This is a genomic window from Collimonas arenae, from assembly GCF_001584165.1.
In the GTDB taxonomy this organism is placed as follows: Bacteria; Pseudomonadota; Gammaproteobacteria; order Burkholderiales; family Burkholderiaceae_D; genus Collimonas; species Collimonas arenae.
On record NZ_CP013233.1, the window covers coordinates 1,406,726 to 1,425,061 of the forward strand.

18 protein-coding genes and 2 pseudogenes are annotated in these 18,336 nt (G+C 58.2%); 7 read left to right on the forward strand and 13 right to left on the reverse strand.

Annotated elements, in window-relative coordinates:
• The first annotated feature begins 409 nt into the window (after nt 1-409).
• The 3 genes and pseudogenes from CAter10_RS06630 (at nt 410) to CAter10_RS06645 (ending at nt 3,402) form a co-directional block, all read left to right on the forward strand.
• Complete coding sequence (locus tag CAter10_RS06630; RefSeq protein WP_197467199.1) at nt 410-1,447, forward strand: cupin-like domain-containing protein; 1,038 nt, start codon at nt 410-412, stop codon at nt 1,445-1,447.
• Between the two features lie 645 nt (nt 1,448-2,092).
• Nucleotides 2,093-2,278: pseudogene (locus CAter10_RS24175) on the forward strand (chitin-binding protein); the annotation flags it as partial.
• Nucleotides 2,279-2,334: 56 nt separating this feature from the next.
• Nucleotides 2,335-3,402, forward strand: coding sequence for a glycoside hydrolase family 18 protein (locus CAter10_RS06645; RefSeq protein WP_164840392.1), 1,068 nt, complete (start codon nt 2,335-2,337; stop codon nt 3,400-3,402).
• A 94-nt stretch (nt 3,403-3,496) separates the two neighbouring features.
• On the opposite strand, the gene CAter10_RS06650 is transcribed toward CAter10_RS06645, so the two are convergent.
• From CAter10_RS06650 to CAter10_RS06680, 9 genes and pseudogenes are all read right to left on the reverse strand, one after another.
• Entirely contained in the window at nt 3,497-3,832 is a 336-nt protein-coding gene (locus CAter10_RS06650; protein WP_061532796.1) for a copper-binding protein, read from the reverse strand.
• A gap of 34 nt (nt 3,833-3,866) precedes the next feature.
• A complete protein-coding gene (locus CAter10_RS23430; RefSeq protein ID WP_236905536.1) occupies nt 3,867-3,920 on the reverse strand; it encodes a hypothetical protein in 54 nt (17 codons plus the stop codon).
• 41 nt (nt 3,921-3,961) lie between these two features.
• Complete coding sequence (locus CAter10_RS06655) at nt 3,962-4,429, reverse strand: cupredoxin domain-containing protein (protein WP_236905505.1); 468 nt, start codon at nt 4,427-4,429, stop codon at nt 3,962-3,964.
• A pseudogene (locus CAter10_RS06660) lies at nt 4,416-5,808 on the reverse strand (multicopper oxidase family protein). Before CAter10_RS06660 ends, CAter10_RS06655 begins: the two are co-directional and overlap by 14 nt.
• 49 nt (nt 5,809-5,857) lie before the next feature.
• Nucleotides 5,858-6,685 carry a TolC family protein gene (locus tag CAter10_RS06665; RefSeq protein WP_335340199.1) on the reverse strand — a complete coding sequence of 276 codons (828 nt, stop codon included), beginning with the start codon at nt 6,683-6,685 and terminating at the stop codon, nt 5,858-5,860.
• Complete coding sequence (locus tag CAter10_RS24180; protein ID WP_335340200.1) at nt 6,571-7,203, reverse strand: hypothetical protein; 633 nt, start codon at nt 7,201-7,203, stop codon at nt 6,571-6,573. Before CAter10_RS24180 ends, CAter10_RS06665 begins: the two co-directional genes overlap by 115 nt.
• Before the next feature lie 103 nt (nt 7,204-7,306).
• Nucleotides 7,307-7,714 (reverse strand): hypothetical protein, encoded by a 408-nt coding sequence (locus CAter10_RS06670; protein WP_061532797.1) that lies wholly within the window; start codon nt 7,712-7,714, stop codon nt 7,307-7,309.
• A gap of 21 nt (nt 7,715-7,735) precedes the next feature.
• The gene (gene cueR / locus CAter10_RS06675) at nt 7,736-8,131 is read right to left on the reverse strand and encodes a Cu(I)-responsive transcriptional regulator (RefSeq protein WP_061535199.1); all 396 of its coding nucleotides are present in this window, start codon (nt 8,129-8,131) and stop codon (nt 7,736-7,738) included.
• Between the two features lie 4 nt (nt 8,132-8,135).
• Nucleotides 8,136-10,616, reverse strand: coding sequence for a heavy metal translocating P-type ATPase (locus CAter10_RS06680; RefSeq protein ID WP_061532798.1), 2,481 nt, complete (start codon nt 10,614-10,616; stop codon nt 8,136-8,138).
• A gap of 225 nt (nt 10,617-10,841) precedes the next feature.
• On the opposite strand from CAter10_RS06680, the gene CAter10_RS06685 reads away from it, so the two are divergent.
• Nucleotides 10,842-11,447: an amino acid synthesis family protein gene (locus CAter10_RS06685; protein WP_061535200.1), complete on the forward strand. Its 606-nt coding sequence runs from the start codon at nt 10,842-10,844 to the stop codon at nt 11,445-11,447.
• A gap of 131 nt (nt 11,448-11,578) precedes the next feature.
• Nucleotides 11,579-11,776, forward strand: coding sequence for a heavy-metal-associated domain-containing protein (locus CAter10_RS06690; RefSeq protein ID WP_061532799.1), 198 nt, complete (start codon nt 11,579-11,581; stop codon nt 11,774-11,776).
• Nucleotides 11,777-11,854: 78 nt separating this feature from the next.
• Here CAter10_RS06690 and CAter10_RS06695 read toward each other — a convergent pair whose 3' ends face one another.
• Genes CAter10_RS06695 through yjgA form a run of 4 tightly spaced genes read right to left on the reverse strand, consistent with a single transcriptional unit; the run spans nt 11,855 to nt 14,851 of the window.
• Nucleotides 11,855-12,523, reverse strand: a complete 669-nt coding sequence (locus CAter10_RS06695; protein ID WP_061532800.1) for an alpha/beta hydrolase — start codon at nt 12,521-12,523, stop codon at nt 11,855-11,857.
• 45 nt (nt 12,524-12,568) lie between these two features.
• On the reverse strand, nt 12,569-13,615 hold the full coding sequence (locus CAter10_RS06700) for a TRAP transporter substrate-binding protein (RefSeq protein ID WP_082797817.1): 1,047 nt from the start codon (nt 13,613-13,615) through the stop codon (nt 12,569-12,571).
• A 38-nt stretch (nt 13,616-13,653) separates the two neighbouring features.
• Entirely contained in the window at nt 13,654-14,259 is a 606-nt protein-coding gene (mog, locus tag CAter10_RS06705) for a molybdopterin adenylyltransferase (RefSeq protein WP_061532801.1), read from the reverse strand.
• Nucleotides 14,246-14,851 carry a ribosome biogenesis factor YjgA gene (gene yjgA / locus CAter10_RS06710; protein WP_061532802.1) on the reverse strand — a complete coding sequence of 202 codons (606 nt, stop codon included), beginning with the start codon at nt 14,849-14,851 and terminating at the stop codon, nt 14,246-14,248. Before yjgA ends, mog begins: the two co-directional genes overlap by 14 nt.
• Nucleotides 14,852-14,927: 76 nt before the next feature.
• Here yjgA and pmbA point away from each other — a divergent pair, with 76 nt between their 5' ends.
• Nucleotides 14,928-16,292, forward strand: coding sequence for a metalloprotease PmbA (gene pmbA, locus CAter10_RS06715; RefSeq protein WP_061532803.1), 1,365 nt, complete (start codon nt 14,928-14,930; stop codon nt 16,290-16,292).
• Nucleotides 16,293-16,756: 464 nt separating this feature from the next.
• Nucleotides 16,757-18,304 (forward strand): sugar ABC transporter ATP-binding protein, encoded by a 1,548-nt coding sequence (locus CAter10_RS06720; protein WP_061532804.1) that lies wholly within the window; start codon nt 16,757-16,759, stop codon nt 18,302-18,304.
• Nucleotides 18,305-18,336: the final 32 nt, after the last annotated feature.

The following is an 18,336-nucleotide window of genomic DNA, read 5'->3' on the forward strand; positions in this document are numbered from 1 at the left end:
GCCTAACGCGTCGCCTGCCGCCAGAAGTCGATAGTCGGTCACAGTGGAAAAAAAGTACCGGCTTTTTACAGCTCGTTACGAAATGCAAAAATGATATTTTTTTGAAATATTCGCCTGATTTCCGGTTCGCTTCGACGTCTGCCGCCGGCAAATCACGACCAGTCCACTTGCGGCAACCTGGTTTCAGAAGCGCGCAAATAAGTCCATATAAACAACGTGTTGGATGGAACGGGACAACCCCTTTGCCGATCGGGGAGCATACTCGGCAAGACCACTTTGATACTGATTGACATCCACTTTCGGCGCTCTTACAGTGCGCTTGATCGCGCATTTCCACTTGGCAATAAATTCAGCGGCACGCGGTCGCGTACGGTTTCTGCGCGCGCCCATGCAATTACGGAGACAACTCATGAAGCAGGTTGAACGTAGCCCCAGCATCATCAATGACGACTGGCGCCGTTGGATTGGCGAAAATCTGGTGTTGGGCGCAAGTCCGCAAAGCCTGTCCGATGTATTGGTCGCCAACGGCGTGAGGCGGGAAGAGGCGGAACGGGAAGTGCGGATGGCATTTTCCAGCCCCTACCTGCAAGGCGCAAGCCTGGCAGAAAAACGCCTCCAGAACCGCTTGAAAAAGCATGACTGGGTTCTTGATATCTACCGCACATTGAATCGTCAGACGCCCGACAGCAATCTGATTGAACGCCGCCATCAATTATCGCGCGACGATTTCTATCGCCAATATTATTTATTGAATAAACCGGTGATCATCACCGGCATGCTGGACGACTGGCCGGCCATGACGAAATGGAATTTCGATTTCTTTCGCACGCATTTCGGCGAGCGCGAAGTTGAAGTGCAAATGGGGCGCTCGCGGGATGCCAACTACGAGATCAATTGCACCCAGCATAAGCACAAGATGTGCTTGAGTGCTTATCTGGAAATGATCGAAAGTGCGCAGGAGAGCAATGATTTCTACATGACGGCCAACAATTCTTCAGCCAATCGACAAGCTTTGGCAGAGTTATGGCAAGACATCGGGCGCCTCCCAGAATACCTGAGGCCGGATTCGCCGGACGACGGTTTCCTGTGGCTGGGACCGAAGGGGACGCGAACGCCATTTCACCACGACCTGACCAATAACTTCATGGCACAGGTGATTGGCCGCAAGCATATCAAGTTGATCCCGGCTTGCGAAGTAGCGTATGTCTACAACCATCAACATTGCTACACGCCGCTCGATGGCCATGCCATCGATTACGAGCGCTTTCCACTGATGCGCAATGTGCAGGTGCTTGACTGCGAGCTGGCGCCCGGCGAACTGCTGTTTCTTCCGGTTGGGTGCTGGCACTACGTGGAAGGGTTGGACGCCAGCGTGACGGTGTCGCTGATTAACTTCCTGCCCGAGAATGACTACAGCAAGTTTTACTCAACCTATGCTGAGTTGTAGATCGTAGACCCGCGTCAAGCAGCATGCGCTGCCGCCGGTTTCTCTGAACTTTCAAAGTTAAAACGCCACAGTAGCGTTTTTCATATCTAAGACCACTTGATGAAAATAATATAAATGGTATTGCACCGGCCTGGTGCGGTGCTTTTTTATTTTGCGGGCAGCGCTGGATTTCATTTCAGCAGCCTGTGAAAAAAAAGAAATTTGAAGTCAATTTTTATTGCTACATGGAATTAATTTGGGCGTGAAAAATTTCTTCTAACTTTTAAGTTTCTGGCATTTTTGAGCCGAAATTTCTGACCTTTACGCAAGTGGTATTGCACCTCCGGAAAATTTTTTAAACCACTTGACGACCATATTTGCCCACCGCATTCTCAGCCCAGCTGAAGGTGCAATGAACGCATAAGAGATTCAGCTAGGAGTACGCAGACGCTTGCCGGATTTGCAGAAAATTGGCGCGGGTGCGACAGGGATCACAAGATGCAAACGTTCGCTAGTCTTGCGCGTCCTTGTGGGCGGCGGTTCCATATCTGCCCGGCATGCCTGTTTTCATCTTCATATCTCGACTTGTTTCGCGTACATCATTTTTTGTTTGAGGAGAATGGACGCATGAGAACAAAAGTATGTAGCGCCTTGTTGCTGGGATTGATGAGCAGCCTGCTGGCAGGTTGCGGCGACGGCGGTTCGCAAGATACCGGGAGCGCCAGCCAGAAGCAGTTTGTCCCTAGCGCGAAATCCAGCGTACCGACGTGCGCCGCCGCTTGGGACGCCACCATTGCATACACTGGCGGCCTTATCGCCAGTTACAACAGCGTGAACTACACCGCAAACTGGTGGACGCAGGGGAATAATCCGTCTACCAACAACGGCGGCAGCGGCAGCGGACAGCCATGGACTTCCGACGGCGCCTGCGGTGCTCCGACGCCAACGCCAACGCCAACGCCAACGCCAACGCCAACGCCAACGCCAACGCCAACGCCAACGCCAACGCCAACGCCAACGCCAACTCCGACACCAACTCCGACACCAACTCCGACACCAACTCCGACACCAACGCCTGGTTTTGTGTTCAGCCCATACAAGGATGTCACAGCCGACGCCAACTGGAACACCGGCGGCATGCAAAGCACTGCAACCGGCACGTCGCTGCCAGTGACCAGCGCCATGCCAGCGCACAATACGGTGCTGACCTGGGCGTTTGCAACCGGTGGATGCGGTTCCGAAATTGGGGCGGCATTACGCCGGCGCAGATTGCCACCAACGTGCAATCCTTCGTTGCGGCGGGCAAGAAATATATCGTCTCCACCGGCGGCGCGGCAGGGGCATTCACCTGTACGTCCGATGCCGGTTTCGCCACCTTCATCAACACGTATAACTCTGCCAATCTGATCGGTATCGATTTCGATATCGAAGACGGGCAGAGCCAATCCGACATCAACAATCTGGTTGCGCGTGTCCAGGCTGCCCAGGCGACCCATCCGAACCTGCGCTTCAGTTTCACCATTGCCACGCTGGCGACCAGCCAGAGCGGCTCTGCCACTGCGGTAGACATGGGCTCGAGTTCACCTAATCCATTGGGTGCGATGGGGATATCAGTAATGCAGGCGATTCAGGCAGCCGGCCTCAAAAACTACTACGTCAACCTGATGACGATGGATTACGGCGCAGCCACTACCGGCAACTGCGTGATCAGCGGCGGCGCCTGTCAAATGGGGCAGTCGGCGATTCAGGCGGCGATGGATTTCCATAACTATTACAAGATCCCTTACAGCCAGATCGAACTGACGCCAATGATCGGCGCCAACGATACGGCCGGCGAGACTTTCACACTGGCCGATACCGACACCTTGTCGGCATGGGCTAAAGCGAACGGACTCGCCGGTCTGCATCATTGGTCGTTCGATCGTGACACGAGCATGAGTTTTACCAATCAGTTCATCAAGGATCTCGGACTTTGATTGCCTTGGCAGTTGCATGAGTAAAAAGCCGGCTCCTGCGAGCCGGCTTTTTTTTATTGAATGTGGCAGGGTGCCTTTGATGACTGATGCAACATCACTTCACGACGTCCATTTTCATCACGGTCAAGGCGCCATTTTCTCTTTCGGCGACAAATTTGATCTGGTCGCCGGCTTGTAGCTGATTCAGCATTGCCGGGTCGCTGACTCGAAATACCATCGTCATCGGTGGCATATCCAGATTCGCCAAAGGCCCGTGCTTGATCGTGATCTTGCCAGCTTCCTTATCAATTTTCTTTACTTCGCCGACAGACATGGCCGCGGCCTCAACGGATGCTGCCACGGCTTCAGAGGCGATTGCCGCGAGCGGCAGATGGAACGAAGCGGCTAATGCCAAGGTGATCGTCGCCGGCAGGATAGAACGTGTTTTCATGAAAATTCCTTTGCGATATATCAGGTGAAAAATATCATTTGACGATGATTTTCCCGCGCATCCCGGCCTCGAAATGTCCCGGTTGCAAACAGGCGAAATCGAAGATTCCGGCCTTGTCGAACTGCCAGATCAGTTCCCGGCTTTGCCGGGATCAAGCGATACCTGATTCGCGTCGGCATGTTCCATTTCTGGAAATTTCACCATCAAGGCCGCATGCTCTTTCAGTTCCTCGATGGAGCCGAGCACCATTTCGTGCTTGACCTTGCCGGAGTTCGTGACGATGAATTTGACAGTGTCACCGCGTTTGACCGAGATGTTCTCTGGCGCAAAGCGCATAGTGTCGCTCATGTCGATTTGCATCGTTTTCGATACGTTGGCTGCAACTCCGGGCCGGCCCGATGCCGCAGCGTGTCCACCTTGCTGTTCGGTAGAGGTGTCTTGGCCTTCCTCGCCGTGGGCAAAGGCATTGAGGGATAACAGAGAAAAAACCAGCGTGGATGCGATCAAAATGGATTTCATGAAAATGTTCCTTTGGTCAAGAGTGAAAAGCTGCAAATGGAAAAACGAAGTTGCCCCGATAGACTCAGTGGTCGCCATGTGAACCTCCCTTCACTGCATTCAGGATTGTCTCTCCCGGTTTGTTCGCCATGCGTCGAGTATCGGGCGCCTGGGCGGCTGCAGGCATGGCAGCCGCGCTGCCTTTCCATTCGTAGGCGACAGTGCCGGCCGGATGCCTGTACCAGCCGGGGTCTTTGTAGTCGTTGCTGGCAAGACCTTTGCGCACCTTCATCGTGGTGAACATGCCGCCCATTTCAATCCCGCCAAACGGCCCGTTGCCGGTCATCATCGGCAGGGTGTTGTCCGGCAGCGGCATTTCCATGTCGCCCATTGATCCCCCCTTGTCGCCCATGACCATATAGTCGGGAATCAGCTGGTTGATTTTCTTGAGTACGGATTTCTGGTCGACGCCGATCATGGTTGGCACATCGTGTCCCATCGCGTTCATCGTATGGTGCGACTTGTGGCAATGCAGCGCCCAGTCGCCGGGCTCGTCGGCATTGAATTCGATTGCCCGCATCTGACCCACCGCGATATCCGTTGTGACTTCCGGCCAGCGGCTGGCGGGGGGTGTCCAGCCGCCGTCCGTGCCTGTCACCACGAATTCGTGGCCGTGCAGGTGGATCGGATGATTGGTCATGGTCAGGTTGCCGACCCTGATCCGTACTCGGTCGTGTTGCCGCACCACCAGCGGATCGATACCAGGAAAGGCGCGACTGTTCCATGTCCAAAGGTTGAAGTCGGTCATCTCATTGACACGCGGCGTAGCGGCGCCCGGTTCGATGTCATAAGCATTCAGCAGGAACACGAAATCGCGGTCGACCCGCATCAGCGACGGATCTTTCGGATGAGTGATCCAGAAACCCATCATGCCCATCGCCATCTGCACCATTTCATCTGCGTGCGGGTGATACATGAAGGTACCGGCGCGTCTTGCCGTGAATTCATAGACAAAAGTTTTTCCGGGCGGGATGCCAGGCTGGGTCAGTCCGGTAACGCCATCCATGCCGTTTGGCAGGCGTTGGCCATGCCAGTGCACCGACGTGTGTTCCGGCAGTTTGTTGGTGACGAAGATCCGCACCCTGTCGCCCTCGACGACCTCGATGGTCGGCCCGGGCTTTGGCCGTTGTAGCCCCATAGATTGGCCTTCATGCCAGGGGCAATCTCGCGCACCACCGGTTCCGCCACCAGATGGAATTCCTTGATGCCATTGTTCATGCGCCAAGGCAGCGTCCAGCCATTCAATGTGACCACCGGCTGATAGGGCGGCCATTGGCTGGATTCAACGGAGGTTGGGTGGCGGCCTGGGTTTGCAGCACCGCTTCCGGCAGGCTGGCGGCGCCGATACGGCTGACGGCGGTGGCGCTGACCGCGAGTGCAGAGCCTTGCAGGAAGGCGCGTCGAGACAGGTTGCTCATGGTTGTTTTCCTTGTGTTTGTGGTGTGCCGGGTGCGCTGATCAACGGTTTCAGGGGCCGCCCAGCGCAAGTTGCATTTCGTTGTCGGCGATCCAGAAATCGCGGCTGGCATCGATCGTGGCGTTGACCGCATTGGCTTGTTCGCGGGCATCGGCCAGCAGTTCGAACACGCTCGACAGCATGCCGTTGTAACGCAGCAGATACTCATCCGAGATGCGTTTGCGGAGCGGTAGCACCTGGTCGCGGTAATGTCGCGCCAGATCGTAGGCGGTCAGGTAGTTCTGATAGGAAGCGCGTACCTGCGATTGCGCATCTGTCGCAGCTGCCGCCAGGCGATGCGCGGCCTGCATGTAGATCGCTTCGGATTTGGCGACGCGCGCGCTGCCCCAATCGAACAAGGGGATTTCCAGGCTGACCTGATAACCGGTTTCGCGCGAGGCGCCTGGCTCAGAGTTGTGCAGATAAGCCAGCTCCATCACATTGATGAAGCGGGTAGCCCGGTTCAATCCAAGTGTGGCTTGCAGACCGTCGACTTCCAGTTTCGCTGCGGCGATATCGAGGCGCTGCGACATAGCCTGCGTCTCCGCGTCCTGCAGCGACGGACGCGCATCCGGCAATTCCGGCAGTTGCTGTGGCAACTGGAACCCGCTTTGGGCGCGGCTCAAGCCGAGCAGGCGGATCAACTGCTCACGGGCCGCCACTGCCTGCTGCCGTGAGCGCGCCAATTGCACTATGGCGTCAGCGTGGAAAGCCTGTTCACGGGTCAGTTCCAACTGGTTGAAATTGCCGGCCTGCGCCATCTTGAGCGCCAGTTCGCTGCCAGCGGCTGCAGCGCTTTCGACTTGCTCCTGGTAGCGCACGCTCTGCGTTGCCGCCACGCTTTGGTAGTAGGCGGTACGGGTCGCAGCGGCGACCTGCAGGATGCGGCGGCAGCGCTTAGTTTGGCGATCTGAAACTGCCGGCGCTCGATTTTTGATGTTGCCGGCAGCGTCAGCAAGCCCATCACAGCCATCGAAAAACTGCGATCTATCTTGATGTCGTCGCCGCTGCGGGTGCGGCCGAAACTGAAGCCGGGATTCGGCAAGCGGCTGGCTTGCACCAGATTGGCTTCGACAATGCCGAGCTCTTCGTAATCGGCTTGCAAGCCCCGATTGCCGAGCAGGGCAATCTGTACGGCATCGTCAACCGACAACGGCTTTTGTAGCAATTTATCGATGAGTTGGCGAGTTTCGCCCAACTCTGCTTCGGAGCGCGGCCGCTCGGGCGTTTGCCGCAGTCGTTGCCCGGCGATCTCGCTGACGTCGCCAAAGCCCTGGTCGGCGCTCAGGCTGGCGCAACCGGCGAGGGCGGCCAGCAACGAGGCAGGCAGCACGCGCCTGCGCATGAAAATGAACATGGAATCCTCGTTAACGAGGCAGCGCATGGCCCTAGGACGATGCATTGCCAATCAATCAGGCTTGCCGTTCCCGTATGGGCGGCAAGATACTTGAATTGAAAAATTAAGCGAGGAGTGAGGGAGGTCGTTCGGGGTTTTCCGGCATGTAGCCGACAAAACCTGAAAGCGGGAAAGGAATCGCGTGTGTGATCGCCAGCGCTTGTGTTGCCGCCAGCGTCGATGGCATCGGAATCACGCCGATACAGCAAGCGGCGCAGGAACTGCAGGAGTGGGATACCTTGTCATGCGCGCCGTTGTGGTGATCGCCCTGCATCGATGTCGATGTCAAGCCGGCACTTTGCAGATCGGCACGATGATGCGAACTTGCGTGCATCGTTGCAGCGGCAGTACGTGCCGCCGTCACATTTTCCGAGCCGCAAAAAACCATCGCCGCCGCGGCATATCCCTGTAAAGGGATGGCCAGCGCCAGCAGCAGGATCAGCAGGTTCTTCAGGCGGATGATGGAAAACATGATGGGGGATTCTAGCATCGATTACAGCGTTTGCTGCGCCAGGCCTTCCAGAATCGGACAATCAGGCCGGGCATCGCCATGGCAATGGCAGGCCAGTTTCTCCAGCGTGGCTTTCATCGCCTGCAGCTCGCGGATCTTGTCGTCCAGCTCGCCGATATGCGTCAGCGCCAATTGCTTGACTTTGCTGCTGGGACGCGACTGGTCGAGCCAGAGCCCGATCAGTTCGGCAATCTGTTTCATCGAAAATCCCAGCAGCCGGCTCTGGCGGATGAAGCGCAGCAGATGGATGTCGCGCTCGTTGTAAGTGCGATAGCCGGCGTCGGTGCGACTGGCTTTCGGGATTAGGCCGATTTCTTCGTAGTGCCGGATCATCTTGGCTGAGACGCCCGAGGCTAGTGCGGCATCGCCTATATTCAGTGCATTAGAGGACATTTGCGATCTCCTTGGAGGTTGCCGGCGTAGACGAAACTGGCGATGCCGGTTGATCCGCAGCTGGCCGCCAACGCTTCAGCAACAGCGCGTTGCTGACCACGCTGACGCTGCTGAAAGCCATCGCCGCGCCGGCCAGCACCGGGTTCAGATAGCCGAGCGCGGCCAGCGGAATGCCAATCAGGTTGTAAATGAAGGCCCAGAACAGGTTCTGGCGGATCTTGTGATACGTGCGGCGCGAGATATCGATTGCGTCGGCCACCAGGCCCGGATCGCCGCGCATCAAGGTGATGCCGGCAGCTTGCATGGCGACGTCGGTGCCGGTCGACATGGCGATGCCGACATCGGCCGCAGCCAGCGCGGGCGCATCGTTGATGCCGTCGCCGACCATAGCGACCACGCTCCCGCCGGATTTCAACTCGGTGATTGTTCGGGCCTTGTCGGCAGGCAGGATTTCGGCATGGATCTCACTGATGCCCAACTGTTTGCCGACTGCGTTGGCGCTGCCGCGATTGTCGCCGCTCAGCATGGCGACACGGATCGACAGCTGTTGCAAGCGCTTGACGGCATAGGCAGCGCTCGGTTTGACCTGATCGCCGAAGGCCAACAGGCCAATGACGATCGGCTTGCCGTCTTGCGTTGCGGCCAGCCAGGAAATGGTGCGGCCTTCGGCTTCCAGTGTTTTGGCATCGCTTGCGAGGGCGCCGAGTTCGACGCCCAGTTCCTGCATCCAGCGTGAACTGCCCAGATAGCATTGCCGCTCGCCAACGCTGGCTTGCACGCCGCGTCCGGCAATTGACTTGACCTGGCTGGCATCGACTGCAGGCGCAATCTTTTGCAGCTTGGCGGCGGCCAGCACAGCCCGCGCCAATGGATGTTCGCTGTTGCGTTGCACGGCCGCGGCCAGCGCCAGCAGGGCGCTTTCTTGGCCTGGAGTGCTGGGCAATGCGGCCAGCAGCGTCGGCTGGCCGATGGTCAGCGTGCCGGTTTTATCGAAGGCGACCACGTCGATCTTGTGAGCGATTTCCAATGCCTCAGCATCCTTGATCAGGATGCCGTAACGCGCTGCGACGCCGGTGCCGGCCATGATCGCGGTCGGCGTTGCCAGTCCCAGCGCACATGGGCAGGCGATCACCAGCACGGCCACCGCATTCAACAGTGCTTGCTGCCAGTCGCCGGTGCTCAAGCCCCAGCCGAGCAAGGTAAGGGCGGCGATCAACAGCACTACCGGTACGAAAACTGCGCTGACCTTATCGACCAGACGCTGGATCGGCGCCTTCGCGGCTTGCGCATGTTCGACCATACGGATGATGCGCGCCAGCGTGGTTTCGGCGCCGATGGTCGTGGTGTTCACCAGCAGCAAACCTTCGCCATTGATGGCGCCCGCCGTGACGTGGTCTTGCGCTTGTTTCGCAATCGGCAAACTCTCGCCGGTCAGCAGCGATTCGTCGACATGGCTTTGTCCTTCTTGCACCACACCGTCTACCGCAATGCGTTCGCCGGCGCGCACCACGACCAGGTCGCCGACCTGCAGCGCTGCGATGGCAATCTCGCGATCAACACCATCGCGGCGCACCGTGGCGTGCTCCGGGCGCAGCGCGTTCAACGCACGGATGGCGTCGGCAGTCTGGCGCTTGGCGCGGGCTTCCAACCACTTGCCAAGCAACACCAGCGTGATCACCGCCGCCGATGCTTCGAAGTACAGGTGCACCATTGCTCCATGCTGTGATGACATCGACAACAACTGATACAGCGACAAACCATATGCGGCGCTGGTGCCGAGCGCTACCAGCAAATCCATGTTGCCGCTGCCTGCCTTCAACGCGCGCCAGCCGGCGCGGTAGAAGCGGGCGCCGAGCCAGAACTGCACCGGCGTCGCCAGCGCCAGTTGCCACCAGCCCGGCAAAGCCCAGTCGCTACCGAACGGCATCAGCAGCATCGGCAACACCAATGGCAGCGTAAACAGCGCTGCCAGAGCAACCGGCCACCAGCCTGGCAGCATAGTCTTGCTAACCGGCGATTCTGAGGTTGATGTTGCGGCGGGAACTGTAGCCTCATAGCCGGCGGCTTTGACCGCTGCGATCAGACTTTCAAGCGGCACTGCGCCGGCAGTTGTCAGCGTGGCTTTTTCCGTGGCCAGGTTGACCGCCACGCTTTGCACGCCTGCGACTTTATACAAAGCCTTCTCGACTCGGCTGACGCATGAAGCGCAGCTCATGTCCGCGATATCGAGCGTAATTTCCTGCTGCTTTACCTGGTAACCGGCCTGTTCCACCGCAACCACCAGAGGGCCAATAGTAGTGCCGGCATCGGCTTGTACGGTCGCCAGTTCAGTCGCCAGGTTGACGCTGACATCCTGCACCCCGGCAACCTTGCGTAGGGCTTTCTCGACATGCGATACGCAGGAAGCGCAGCTCATGCCGTCGATCGGCAAACGGAATTCGATCAATGGAGTTGTGCTGGTGCTGCTCATGATGGGCCGCCTGGTAAGTGGATATGTTTGCATGATCCACCTTCCCATGATGGGAAGGTCAAGCACAATTTTAACAGTCGATGGTTTTGTGCGTGGTTGGCAGCCAGTTCTGCGGCGAAAAGCTCTACCGGCTATACGCGTAGCGCTATATGAGCAGAGGGGGCGGCACGTTACGATTCCTGTCCATCGAATTTTTCAATTCAATCAACTTCTCAGGAATACATGATGTCCAAGCCGGCAAATTTCGAAAATTATCATATTCGCAAGTGGTACACCCAGATCGACGACACGCTGGCCAATGAGTCCGGCGTGTTGGCTGACGGCAATCCGCTGCGCAAGATCGTGATTGCCGCCGCCATTCATAATCCCTACGCCGGCCGCTTCAGTGAAAATCTCGACCTGATCCTGGCCAATTCGCCAGCGCTCGGCCATGAATTCGGCCGTCGCATCGTCGCCGCGCTGGGCAATGACCAGGTGGAAAGCTACGGCAAGGCTTGCATCGTCGGCATCGGCGGCGAATACGAGCACGGCAACGCGTTCCTGACACCAGCCATGGTCATGCCGATCCGTGAAGCTATCGGCGGCGGTAAAGCCTGGATCCCGTCATCCGGCAAACGCGGCGTGCCAGGCACTGAACTGGATATTCCGCTGGCGCACAAACATGCGCTGTACGTGCCGTCGCACTACGACACCGTCACCACCCAGTTCTTCGATGCACCGAATGCCGACGAAGTCGTGGTGGCGTTTGCAGTGGCTACCCGCGGCCGCCTGCATGCACGCCTGGGCGGCTTGAAAGCCAATGAAATTGAAGGAAAGAACGGCCTGAACTAAACAGTTCATCGCGACCGGCAATGATTTCGATCGTTGGGTATTGCATTTTTTCAGTTGCTGCTTGACCTTGCTACGATGGGAAGGTTTATAGTTGATCCAAGTGACCAACCAAGCGAGAACGGAGTAATAAAATGATCGAATTCAATGTGCAGGACATGACATGCGGCCATTGCGCCGGCCGCATCACCAAAGCTATCAATGGCGTTGACGAAAGCGCCAAGGTCGATATCAAGATCGAAGGACGGACTGTCTCGATCGAGAGCAAGGCGTCGGCCGACGAATTGGCTGAAGCCATCCGTGACGCAGGCTACACGCCGCTGGCACGATGATCTGCAATATCTCGTAAAAAGCCCGCTTGCAAGAGCGGGCTTTTTTATATCGAATTTATACCGGATTCATGTCGGCATTCACGCCAGCACGCGGCGCAGCCAATTCCCGATATCCGCCACTTCTTCCGCACACACTGAGTGCGGCATCATGTATTCATGCCATTCGACCTGATAGCCGAGTTCACGCAGCAGGTCGCGCGATTTTTCTGCACGGTCAATCACGACTACCGGATCGATGCGGCCGTGGGCCTGGAAAATCGGGGTGTGCTGGTTGGCTGCATGGCGCTCGGCGGCGATCTTGTCGCTGAGCGGCAGGTAGCCGGACAGGCACATCAGGCCGGCCAGTTTTTGTGGATGGCGCAAGCCGGTTTGCAGCGTCATCGCGCAGCCTTGCGAGAAGCCGGCGATCACGATTTTATCGGCGGCGATGCCCAGCGCGATCTGTTGCGCGATCAGGGCTTCGATTTCCAGCTGCGATTTGCGCAGGCCGGCTTCGTCTTCACGGCGGATCAGGTCGGTGGTCAGGATGTCGTACCAAGCTGGCATGACGTAACCGTTGTTGATGGTCACCGGCATGGTTGGCGCGCTCGGGAAGACGAAGCGGATGCCGGGGCAGCCGCTCAAATCCAGTTCCTTGACGATCGGTACGAAATCGGAGCCGTCGGCGCCGAGGCCGTGCATCCAGATGACGGCAGCGGTCGGATTTTCTGAGGTGGAGATTTCCAGGGTTTTGAGCGTGCTAGACATGAGGTATTCCGAATAGGAGATAAGTGGTTGATCGTTGGCGCGGTTTTATTGGGCGGCGCTGGCGCTCAGTTTTCCCTTGAGGCAAACGCCGACGATATCGGCGGCATTGGCCTTTTGCTGCCAGGCGGCGAGCTGGCTGCGCGCGGCGTTATGCAGGCTGTCCTGGATTGTTGCTGCCGGCGCCAGGTTGAGCGTCATCTTGTGCTCGCGCATGCGCGCGTAATTGGCTTCGATGCGATCCTTGACGTTGCTCCAGGAAGCATCGGCGGTGCGCTTGGCCGCTTCGGTCAGCGTTGCCTGCTGCTGCGGCGAGAGCTGCTGCCAGACGTCGCGGTTGATCACGGTGTAGCTGAGCGGGATCGAGTAATTGATGGCGCTGAAATTACCGAGATGATCCCACAGGTGGTTACCGGCGCCGCCGTCGCCCGACGACAGCACCGCATTCAATTCGCCCGCAGCCAGTTTGGGAGGGACCGCCGAAAACGGCAGGTTGACGCTGTGCGCACCGGCCAGCTCGAAGACGCCGCGGCTATTGTCGTCGTAGGTGCGGATCTGCAACGCCTGCAAGGATGCCAGGTCGGTCAGCGGCTTCGCCGACCAGATGCCGGATGGCGGCCACGGCGTGACATACAGCAGGTGCAGATTGAGCTGGTCGAGGTGCTGTTCGACGGCAGGCTGGGCGCAATTAGCAAGCCCCTTGGCGTCGTCGAAACTGTTGACCGTGAATGGCAGCGAGGACAGCAGGAAGAACGGATCGCTGGCGCCGACGATGCCGGCAAACAGCGTCGCCATCTCGACCTTGCGCTCGCTGACGGCGCTGACCTGCGCATTGCCCTTGAACGGATTGTTGGCTTCCTGTTCGGTCTCGATCGCCAGCGTATCTCCCGCCAGTTGCTTGACGGTCGCGGCGAACTGCAGGTCGGCAGCAGCGGTGACCGAGGTGGCTGGGTATTCGTTGATCAGGTGCAGGGTTTGCTGGGTTTGCACTGCCTGCTGTGCTGCGACGGGCAGTGGCGCGTTCAGCGCCAAGGTCAATGCAGGCAGGAGCAGGGCGACTGTCAGGCGAGACTGGGAACGGGCCGTTGGCAGCATGGATGCGATTCGCTAAAGTGGGTGGACCAAAAGAAAACTTACGCGTTGCTTGGCTTGATCGCTGATTTCGGCCGGAACGCCTTGCAGACAGCTTCGTTGGTTTCGATGTACGGACCGCCAATCAGGTCGATGCAATAAGGCACGGCGGCGAAGATGCCCGACACTTTCTGCTTGCCGTCGGCATCCTTCAAGCCTTCCAGGGTTTCCTTGATCGATTTCGGCTGGCCTGGCAGATTCAGGATCAGCGCTGCGTGATCGGTGCTTTCGCGGATCACGGCAACTTGCCGCGAGAGGATTGCGGTCGGTACGAATTGCAGGCTGATTTGCCGCATCTGTTCGCCGAAGCCGGGCATTTCCTTGGTGGCTACCGCCAGCGTAGCTTCCGGTGTCACGTCGCGCCGCGCCGGGCCGGTGCCGCCAGTGGTCAGCACCAGATGGCAATGCTCCTGGTCCACCAGTTCGATCAGGGTTTGCTCGATCACTGCGCGCTCGTCAGCGATCAGCCGGGTTTCGACTTGCCATTGGCTGCTGAGTGCGGCGCCGAACCATTCCTGCAGGGCCGGAATGCCTTGATCCTGATAAACGCCGGCACTGGCGCGATCAGAGATCGATACCAGGCCGATTTTCAGGCTAGTTGTGCTCATCGTGCTGGTCTTCGTCATCTTGATCGACGCCGTCGTCACTCTCTTGCGCGGATGATTTCTGCAATTCCTTCAGCAGCTGGAAAATTTCGCGATACGCTTTCGGCGGCTTGTTCTCGGCCTGTTCCTTGCGCGCATTGCGGATCATCGTGCGCACTTGCTGCACATCGAGTTCCGGGTGTTTCGCCAACAGTTCGGTCAGCGCGCCGTCGTCTTTCAACAGGCGATCGCGATGGCGTTCCAGCGCGTGCATGGCGGCGGTGTCGGCTTTCGACAGGCCACGCCAGCTATCCAGGGTCTTCTGGATTTCGGCGATTTCATGCGGCTCCAAAGTACGCATTTTCTTGCCGACGTACTGAGTCTGGCGGCGGCGTCCTTCGTGGTCCTTGATCTGCTGGCATTCGAGGATGGCGTCGCGCACATCTTCCGGCATCGGCACCCGCTTGACGCGGTCGCGCGATTCGGCAATCAGCTCTTCGCCGAGCTTCTGCAATGCAGTCATCTCGCGCTTGAGCTGGGACTTGGAGGGACGATCGTATTCTTGTTCGAACTCGCTGGACTGAAAGCCGCAGGAGCCCCGATTGGGATTTGGCATGATGTTAAGGGTACTTCCATACTGTAAACGACTGCTATGATAACCGTTTTATACCTTATTCAAAGAAAACCGACCCATGAGCGACTCCGTATTCATTCATAGCCAAGAGCAGTTGCAACAACTTGCGCAGGACGTTTTGCGTTATGCGCGGGAAAAAGGGGCCTCTGGCGCCTCTGTCGAGATCAGCGAAGGCAGCGGGCTGTCGGTAGGGGTGCGCAAGGGTAGCGTCGAGACCATCGAGCAAAATAAGGACAAGGGCATGGGCGTCACCGTGTACCTGGGAGAGGAAGGCCATACCCGGCGCGGCAATGCCAGCACCTCCGATTTCTCGGCCAAAGCGTTGCAGGACACGGTCGAAGCGGCATACAACATCGCCCGCTTCACCGCCGAAGACGATTGCGCCGGCCTGCCGGATGTTGATACTTTGGAAATGAATCCGTTGGATTTGAAGCTGTGCTCGCCGTGGCTGATCACTGCAGAAGAAGCTGTCGAATTGGCAAAACGTTGCGAAGCGGCAGCATTTGCCGTCGACAAGCGCATCACCAACAGCGAAGGCGCCGGCGTCTATGCCCAGCAATCGCACTTTGTCAGCGCCAATTCGCGCGGCTTCATGGGGGGCTATCCGTTTTCGCGGCACACCATTTCGGTAGCGCCGATTGCCGGCAAGGGCGCCCACATGCAGCGTGACGACTGGTACTCGTCGATGCGCGATCCGAAGCAGCTGGCCAAGCCGGAAGCGATCGGTCGCTACGCTGCAGAGCGTGCATTGGCGCGGCTTAACGCGCGTCAGCTGGATACGCGCAAGTGTCCGGTGCTGTTCGAGGCGCCTCTGGCGGCGGGCTTGCTGGGGGCATTCGTGCAGGCGGTGTCCGGCGGCGCGTTGTACCGCAAATCGACATTCCTGCTGGATACCTTGGGCAAATCGGTGTTTGCGCCGCATATCCAGATCCTGGAAGATCCGCATGTGGTTGGTGCGGTGGGTTCGGCGCCGTTCGATGAGGAGGGCGTCAAGACCCAGCGCCGCCAGGTGGTCAAGGATGGCGTGGTGCAGGGCTACTTCCTGTCGACCTATTCGGCGCGCAAGCTGGGCATGAAGACCACCGGCAACTCCGGCGGTTCGCATAACCTGAGCATGACGTCCTCGCTGACCAAATCCACGGATAACTTCAAGGCGATGCTGAAGAAACTCGATACTGGCTTGCTGGTCACTGAGTTGATGGGGCAGGGTGTCAACTACGTCACCGGCGATTACTCGCGTGGCGCTTCCGGTTATTGGGTGGAGAAGGGCATCATCCAGTACCCGGTCGAGGAAATCACGATCGCCGGCAACATGAAAGACATGCTGGCGCAAATCGTCGCCATCGGCGCCGATACGCTGATTCGCGGAACCAAGCAGACTGGTTCGGTGCTGATTGAAAGCATGACTGTGGCTGGGAACTGATTGAAATATTCTTGCTGAAGAGCCGCTTCGGGCGGTGCCGGCTGCATCCGAAAACACCTCCTTCGCGGAGGTGTTTTTTTGCCTAAACGTTTTTAATTATCCAAGTATCAATAAAAGCAAGCGCTTGCGCAAGCGCTTGCTTTCCTCTAATATTGATCGCAAATCAGGTCCTCAATACTGATCTGGAGCCTTTCCAGTGGTGTTGCGACTTAGCTAAAAAACAAAGAAACCAGGAGACAAATCCATGCATATCCCGCATCCGGGGAGGGCGTCGCCGCCCGTTCTCGTGTCACGTAAAAGTCCGGTATTGAGCGATCGCTCACGCGCAGATGCTTGCATATCGCTGCTGTCTTCTGATTGACCATCGGTCGATTTCCAATATTTTCGTTCAGTCGTGTAGCTGTTTCGGCGATTTGGTCATCCTTAAAAATGATTGATCGCTCCATCAAAACGAGGGCTTGTTGATGAAATCTGAATCAGGCGCAACACCAATTCTCGAGATGCGCGGCATCTCCAAGACGTTCAGCGGTTTACGGGTGTTGAAGGAAGTTGATCTGACCGTCTACGCTGGTGAAGTCCATGCCCTGATGGGCGAGAATGGCGCCGGCAAGTCGACGCTGATGAAAGTGCTGTCCGGCGCCCATCAGGCCGATACCGGCGGCGAAATCCGTATTGATGGCCGGCGGGTAGTCAATTACGGTCCGCGCGCTGCCAAAGAGCACGGGGTTGCGGTCATTTACCAGGAGTTGAGCCTGTGCCCGAACCTGAGTGTGGCGGAAAATATCTATCTGGGGCGTGAATTACGGCAAGGCTGGAGCGTTGACCGCAAGGCGATGGAAGCCGGCTGTGTCGATGTGTTGAAGCGCCTGGGCGCGGATTTCACGCCGCACACCAAGGTCAGTAGCCTGTCGATCGCCGAGCGCCAACTGGTTGAGATTGCGCGGGCGATCCATGCCCACGCCCGCATACTGGTAATGGACGAACCCACGACACCATTGTCTTCCCGTGAGACTGATCGTTTGTTCGCATTGATTCGCCAGTTGCGCGAGGAAGGCCTGGCGATCGTCTACATCAGCCATCGGATGGCGGAAATCTACGAATTGTCGGACCGGGTTTCGGTGCTGCGCGACGGCAAGCATGTCGGCATGTTGGAGCGTGATGAACTGTCGGCCGAGGTGCTGGTGAAGATGATGGTCGGGCGTGATTTGTCCGGCTTCTACAAGAAAGAGCATGCGCCTTACGATCCAGGCAATGTCGTGATGCGGGTGCGCGACATGGCCGATGGGCGGCGCGTGCGCGGCTGCAGTTTCGATTTGCATGCGGGCGAAGTGCTGGGCATTGCCGGCCTGGTCGGCGCCGGTCGTACCGAACTGGCGCGCCTGATCTTTGGCGCCGATCCGCGTATTGCCGGCACGCTCGAAGTGGCGGGGCAAGCCGTCAGCAATCTGCGCGGGCCGGCCGATGCCATCCGCGCCGGCGTGGTGTACCTGACCGAGGACCGCAAAGCGCAAGGCCTGTTCCTCGACATGAGCGTACGCGACAACATCAACGTTTGCGCCTGTGTGCCGGATGCCGGCTATGGTGGCGTGCTGGACCGGCGGCGCGGTGCGCAGCGTGCTGCCGAGGCCATCAAGTCGCTATCGATCCGGGTTGCTTCGCCCGGCGTCAATGTCGGTGCGCTCTCCGGCGGTAATCAACAGAAAGTGCTGCTGGCGCGCTTGCTGGAAATTAAGCCGCATGTGCTGATCCTCGACGAACCGACGCGCGGCGTCGATATCGGCGCCAAGTCCGAGATCTACCGAATCATCAACGAGCTGGCCAATGCCGGCATCGGCGTGGTGGTGATTTCGAGCGAACTGCCCGAAATCGTCGGCACCTCGGACCGCGTGCTGGTGATGCGCGAGGGCGAGCTGGTGGCCGAACTGGGCGGCCATTCGGGACGCGAGATCACCCAGGAAAACATCATCGAACTGGCCACCGGCGCACAGCAGGTGCAGCCGCAAGCCGCGTGAGCAGAATCGACACCATGAACCAGAACAGCCAG

Excerpts from the sequence above, each read along its gene's own strand:
- CAter10_RS06630 (WP_197467199.1), top strand. The coding sequence starts at position 410 with ATGAAGCAGGTTGAACGTAGCCCCAGCATCATCAATGACGACTGGCGC.
- CAter10_RS06645 (WP_164840392.1), top strand. The coding sequence starts at position 2,335 with ATGGACTTCCGACGGCGCCTGCGGTGCTCCGACGCCAACGCCAACGCC.
- CAter10_RS06650 (WP_061532796.1), bottom strand. The coding sequence starts at position 3,832 with ATGAAAACACGTTCTATCCTGCCGGCGACGATCACCTTGGCATTAGCC.
- CAter10_RS06655 (WP_236905505.1), bottom strand. The coding sequence starts at position 4,429 with ATGGCGACCACTGAGTCTATCGGGGCAACTTCGTTTTTCCATTTGCAG.
- CAter10_RS24180 (WP_335340200.1), bottom strand. The coding sequence starts at position 7,203 with ATGTTCATTTTCATGCGCAGGCGCGTGCTGCCTGCCTCGTTGCTGGCC.
- CAter10_RS06670 (WP_061532797.1), bottom strand. The coding sequence starts at position 7,714 with ATGTTTTCCATCATCCGCCTGAAGAACCTGCTGATCCTGCTGCTGGCG.
- CAter10_RS06680 (WP_061532798.1), bottom strand. The coding sequence starts at position 10,616 with ATGAGCAGCACCAGCACAACTCCATTGATCGAATTCCGTTTGCCGATC.
- CAter10_RS06685 (WP_061535200.1), top strand. The coding sequence starts at position 10,842 with ATGTCCAAGCCGGCAAATTTCGAAAATTATCATATTCGCAAGTGGTAC.
- CAter10_RS06690 (WP_061532799.1), top strand. The coding sequence starts at position 11,579 with ATGATCGAATTCAATGTGCAGGACATGACATGCGGCCATTGCGCCGGC.
- CAter10_RS06695 (WP_061532800.1), bottom strand. The coding sequence starts at position 12,523 with ATGTCTAGCACGCTCAAAACCCTGGAAATCTCCACCTCAGAAAATCCG.
- CAter10_RS06700 (WP_082797817.1), bottom strand. The coding sequence starts at position 13,615 with ATGCTGCCAACGGCCCGTTCCCAGTCTCGCCTGACAGTCGCCCTGCTC.
- mog (WP_061532801.1), bottom strand. The coding sequence starts at position 14,259 with ATGAGCACAACTAGCCTGAAAATCGGCCTGGTATCGATCTCTGATCGC.
- yjgA (WP_061532802.1), bottom strand. The coding sequence starts at position 14,851 with ATGCCAAATCCCAATCGGGGCTCCTGCGGCTTTCAGTCCAGCGAGTTC.
- pmbA (WP_061532803.1), top strand. The coding sequence starts at position 14,928 with ATGAGCGACTCCGTATTCATTCATAGCCAAGAGCAGTTGCAACAACTT.
- CAter10_RS06720 (WP_061532804.1), top strand. The coding sequence starts at position 16,757 with ATGAAATCTGAATCAGGCGCAACACCAATTCTCGAGATGCGCGGCATC.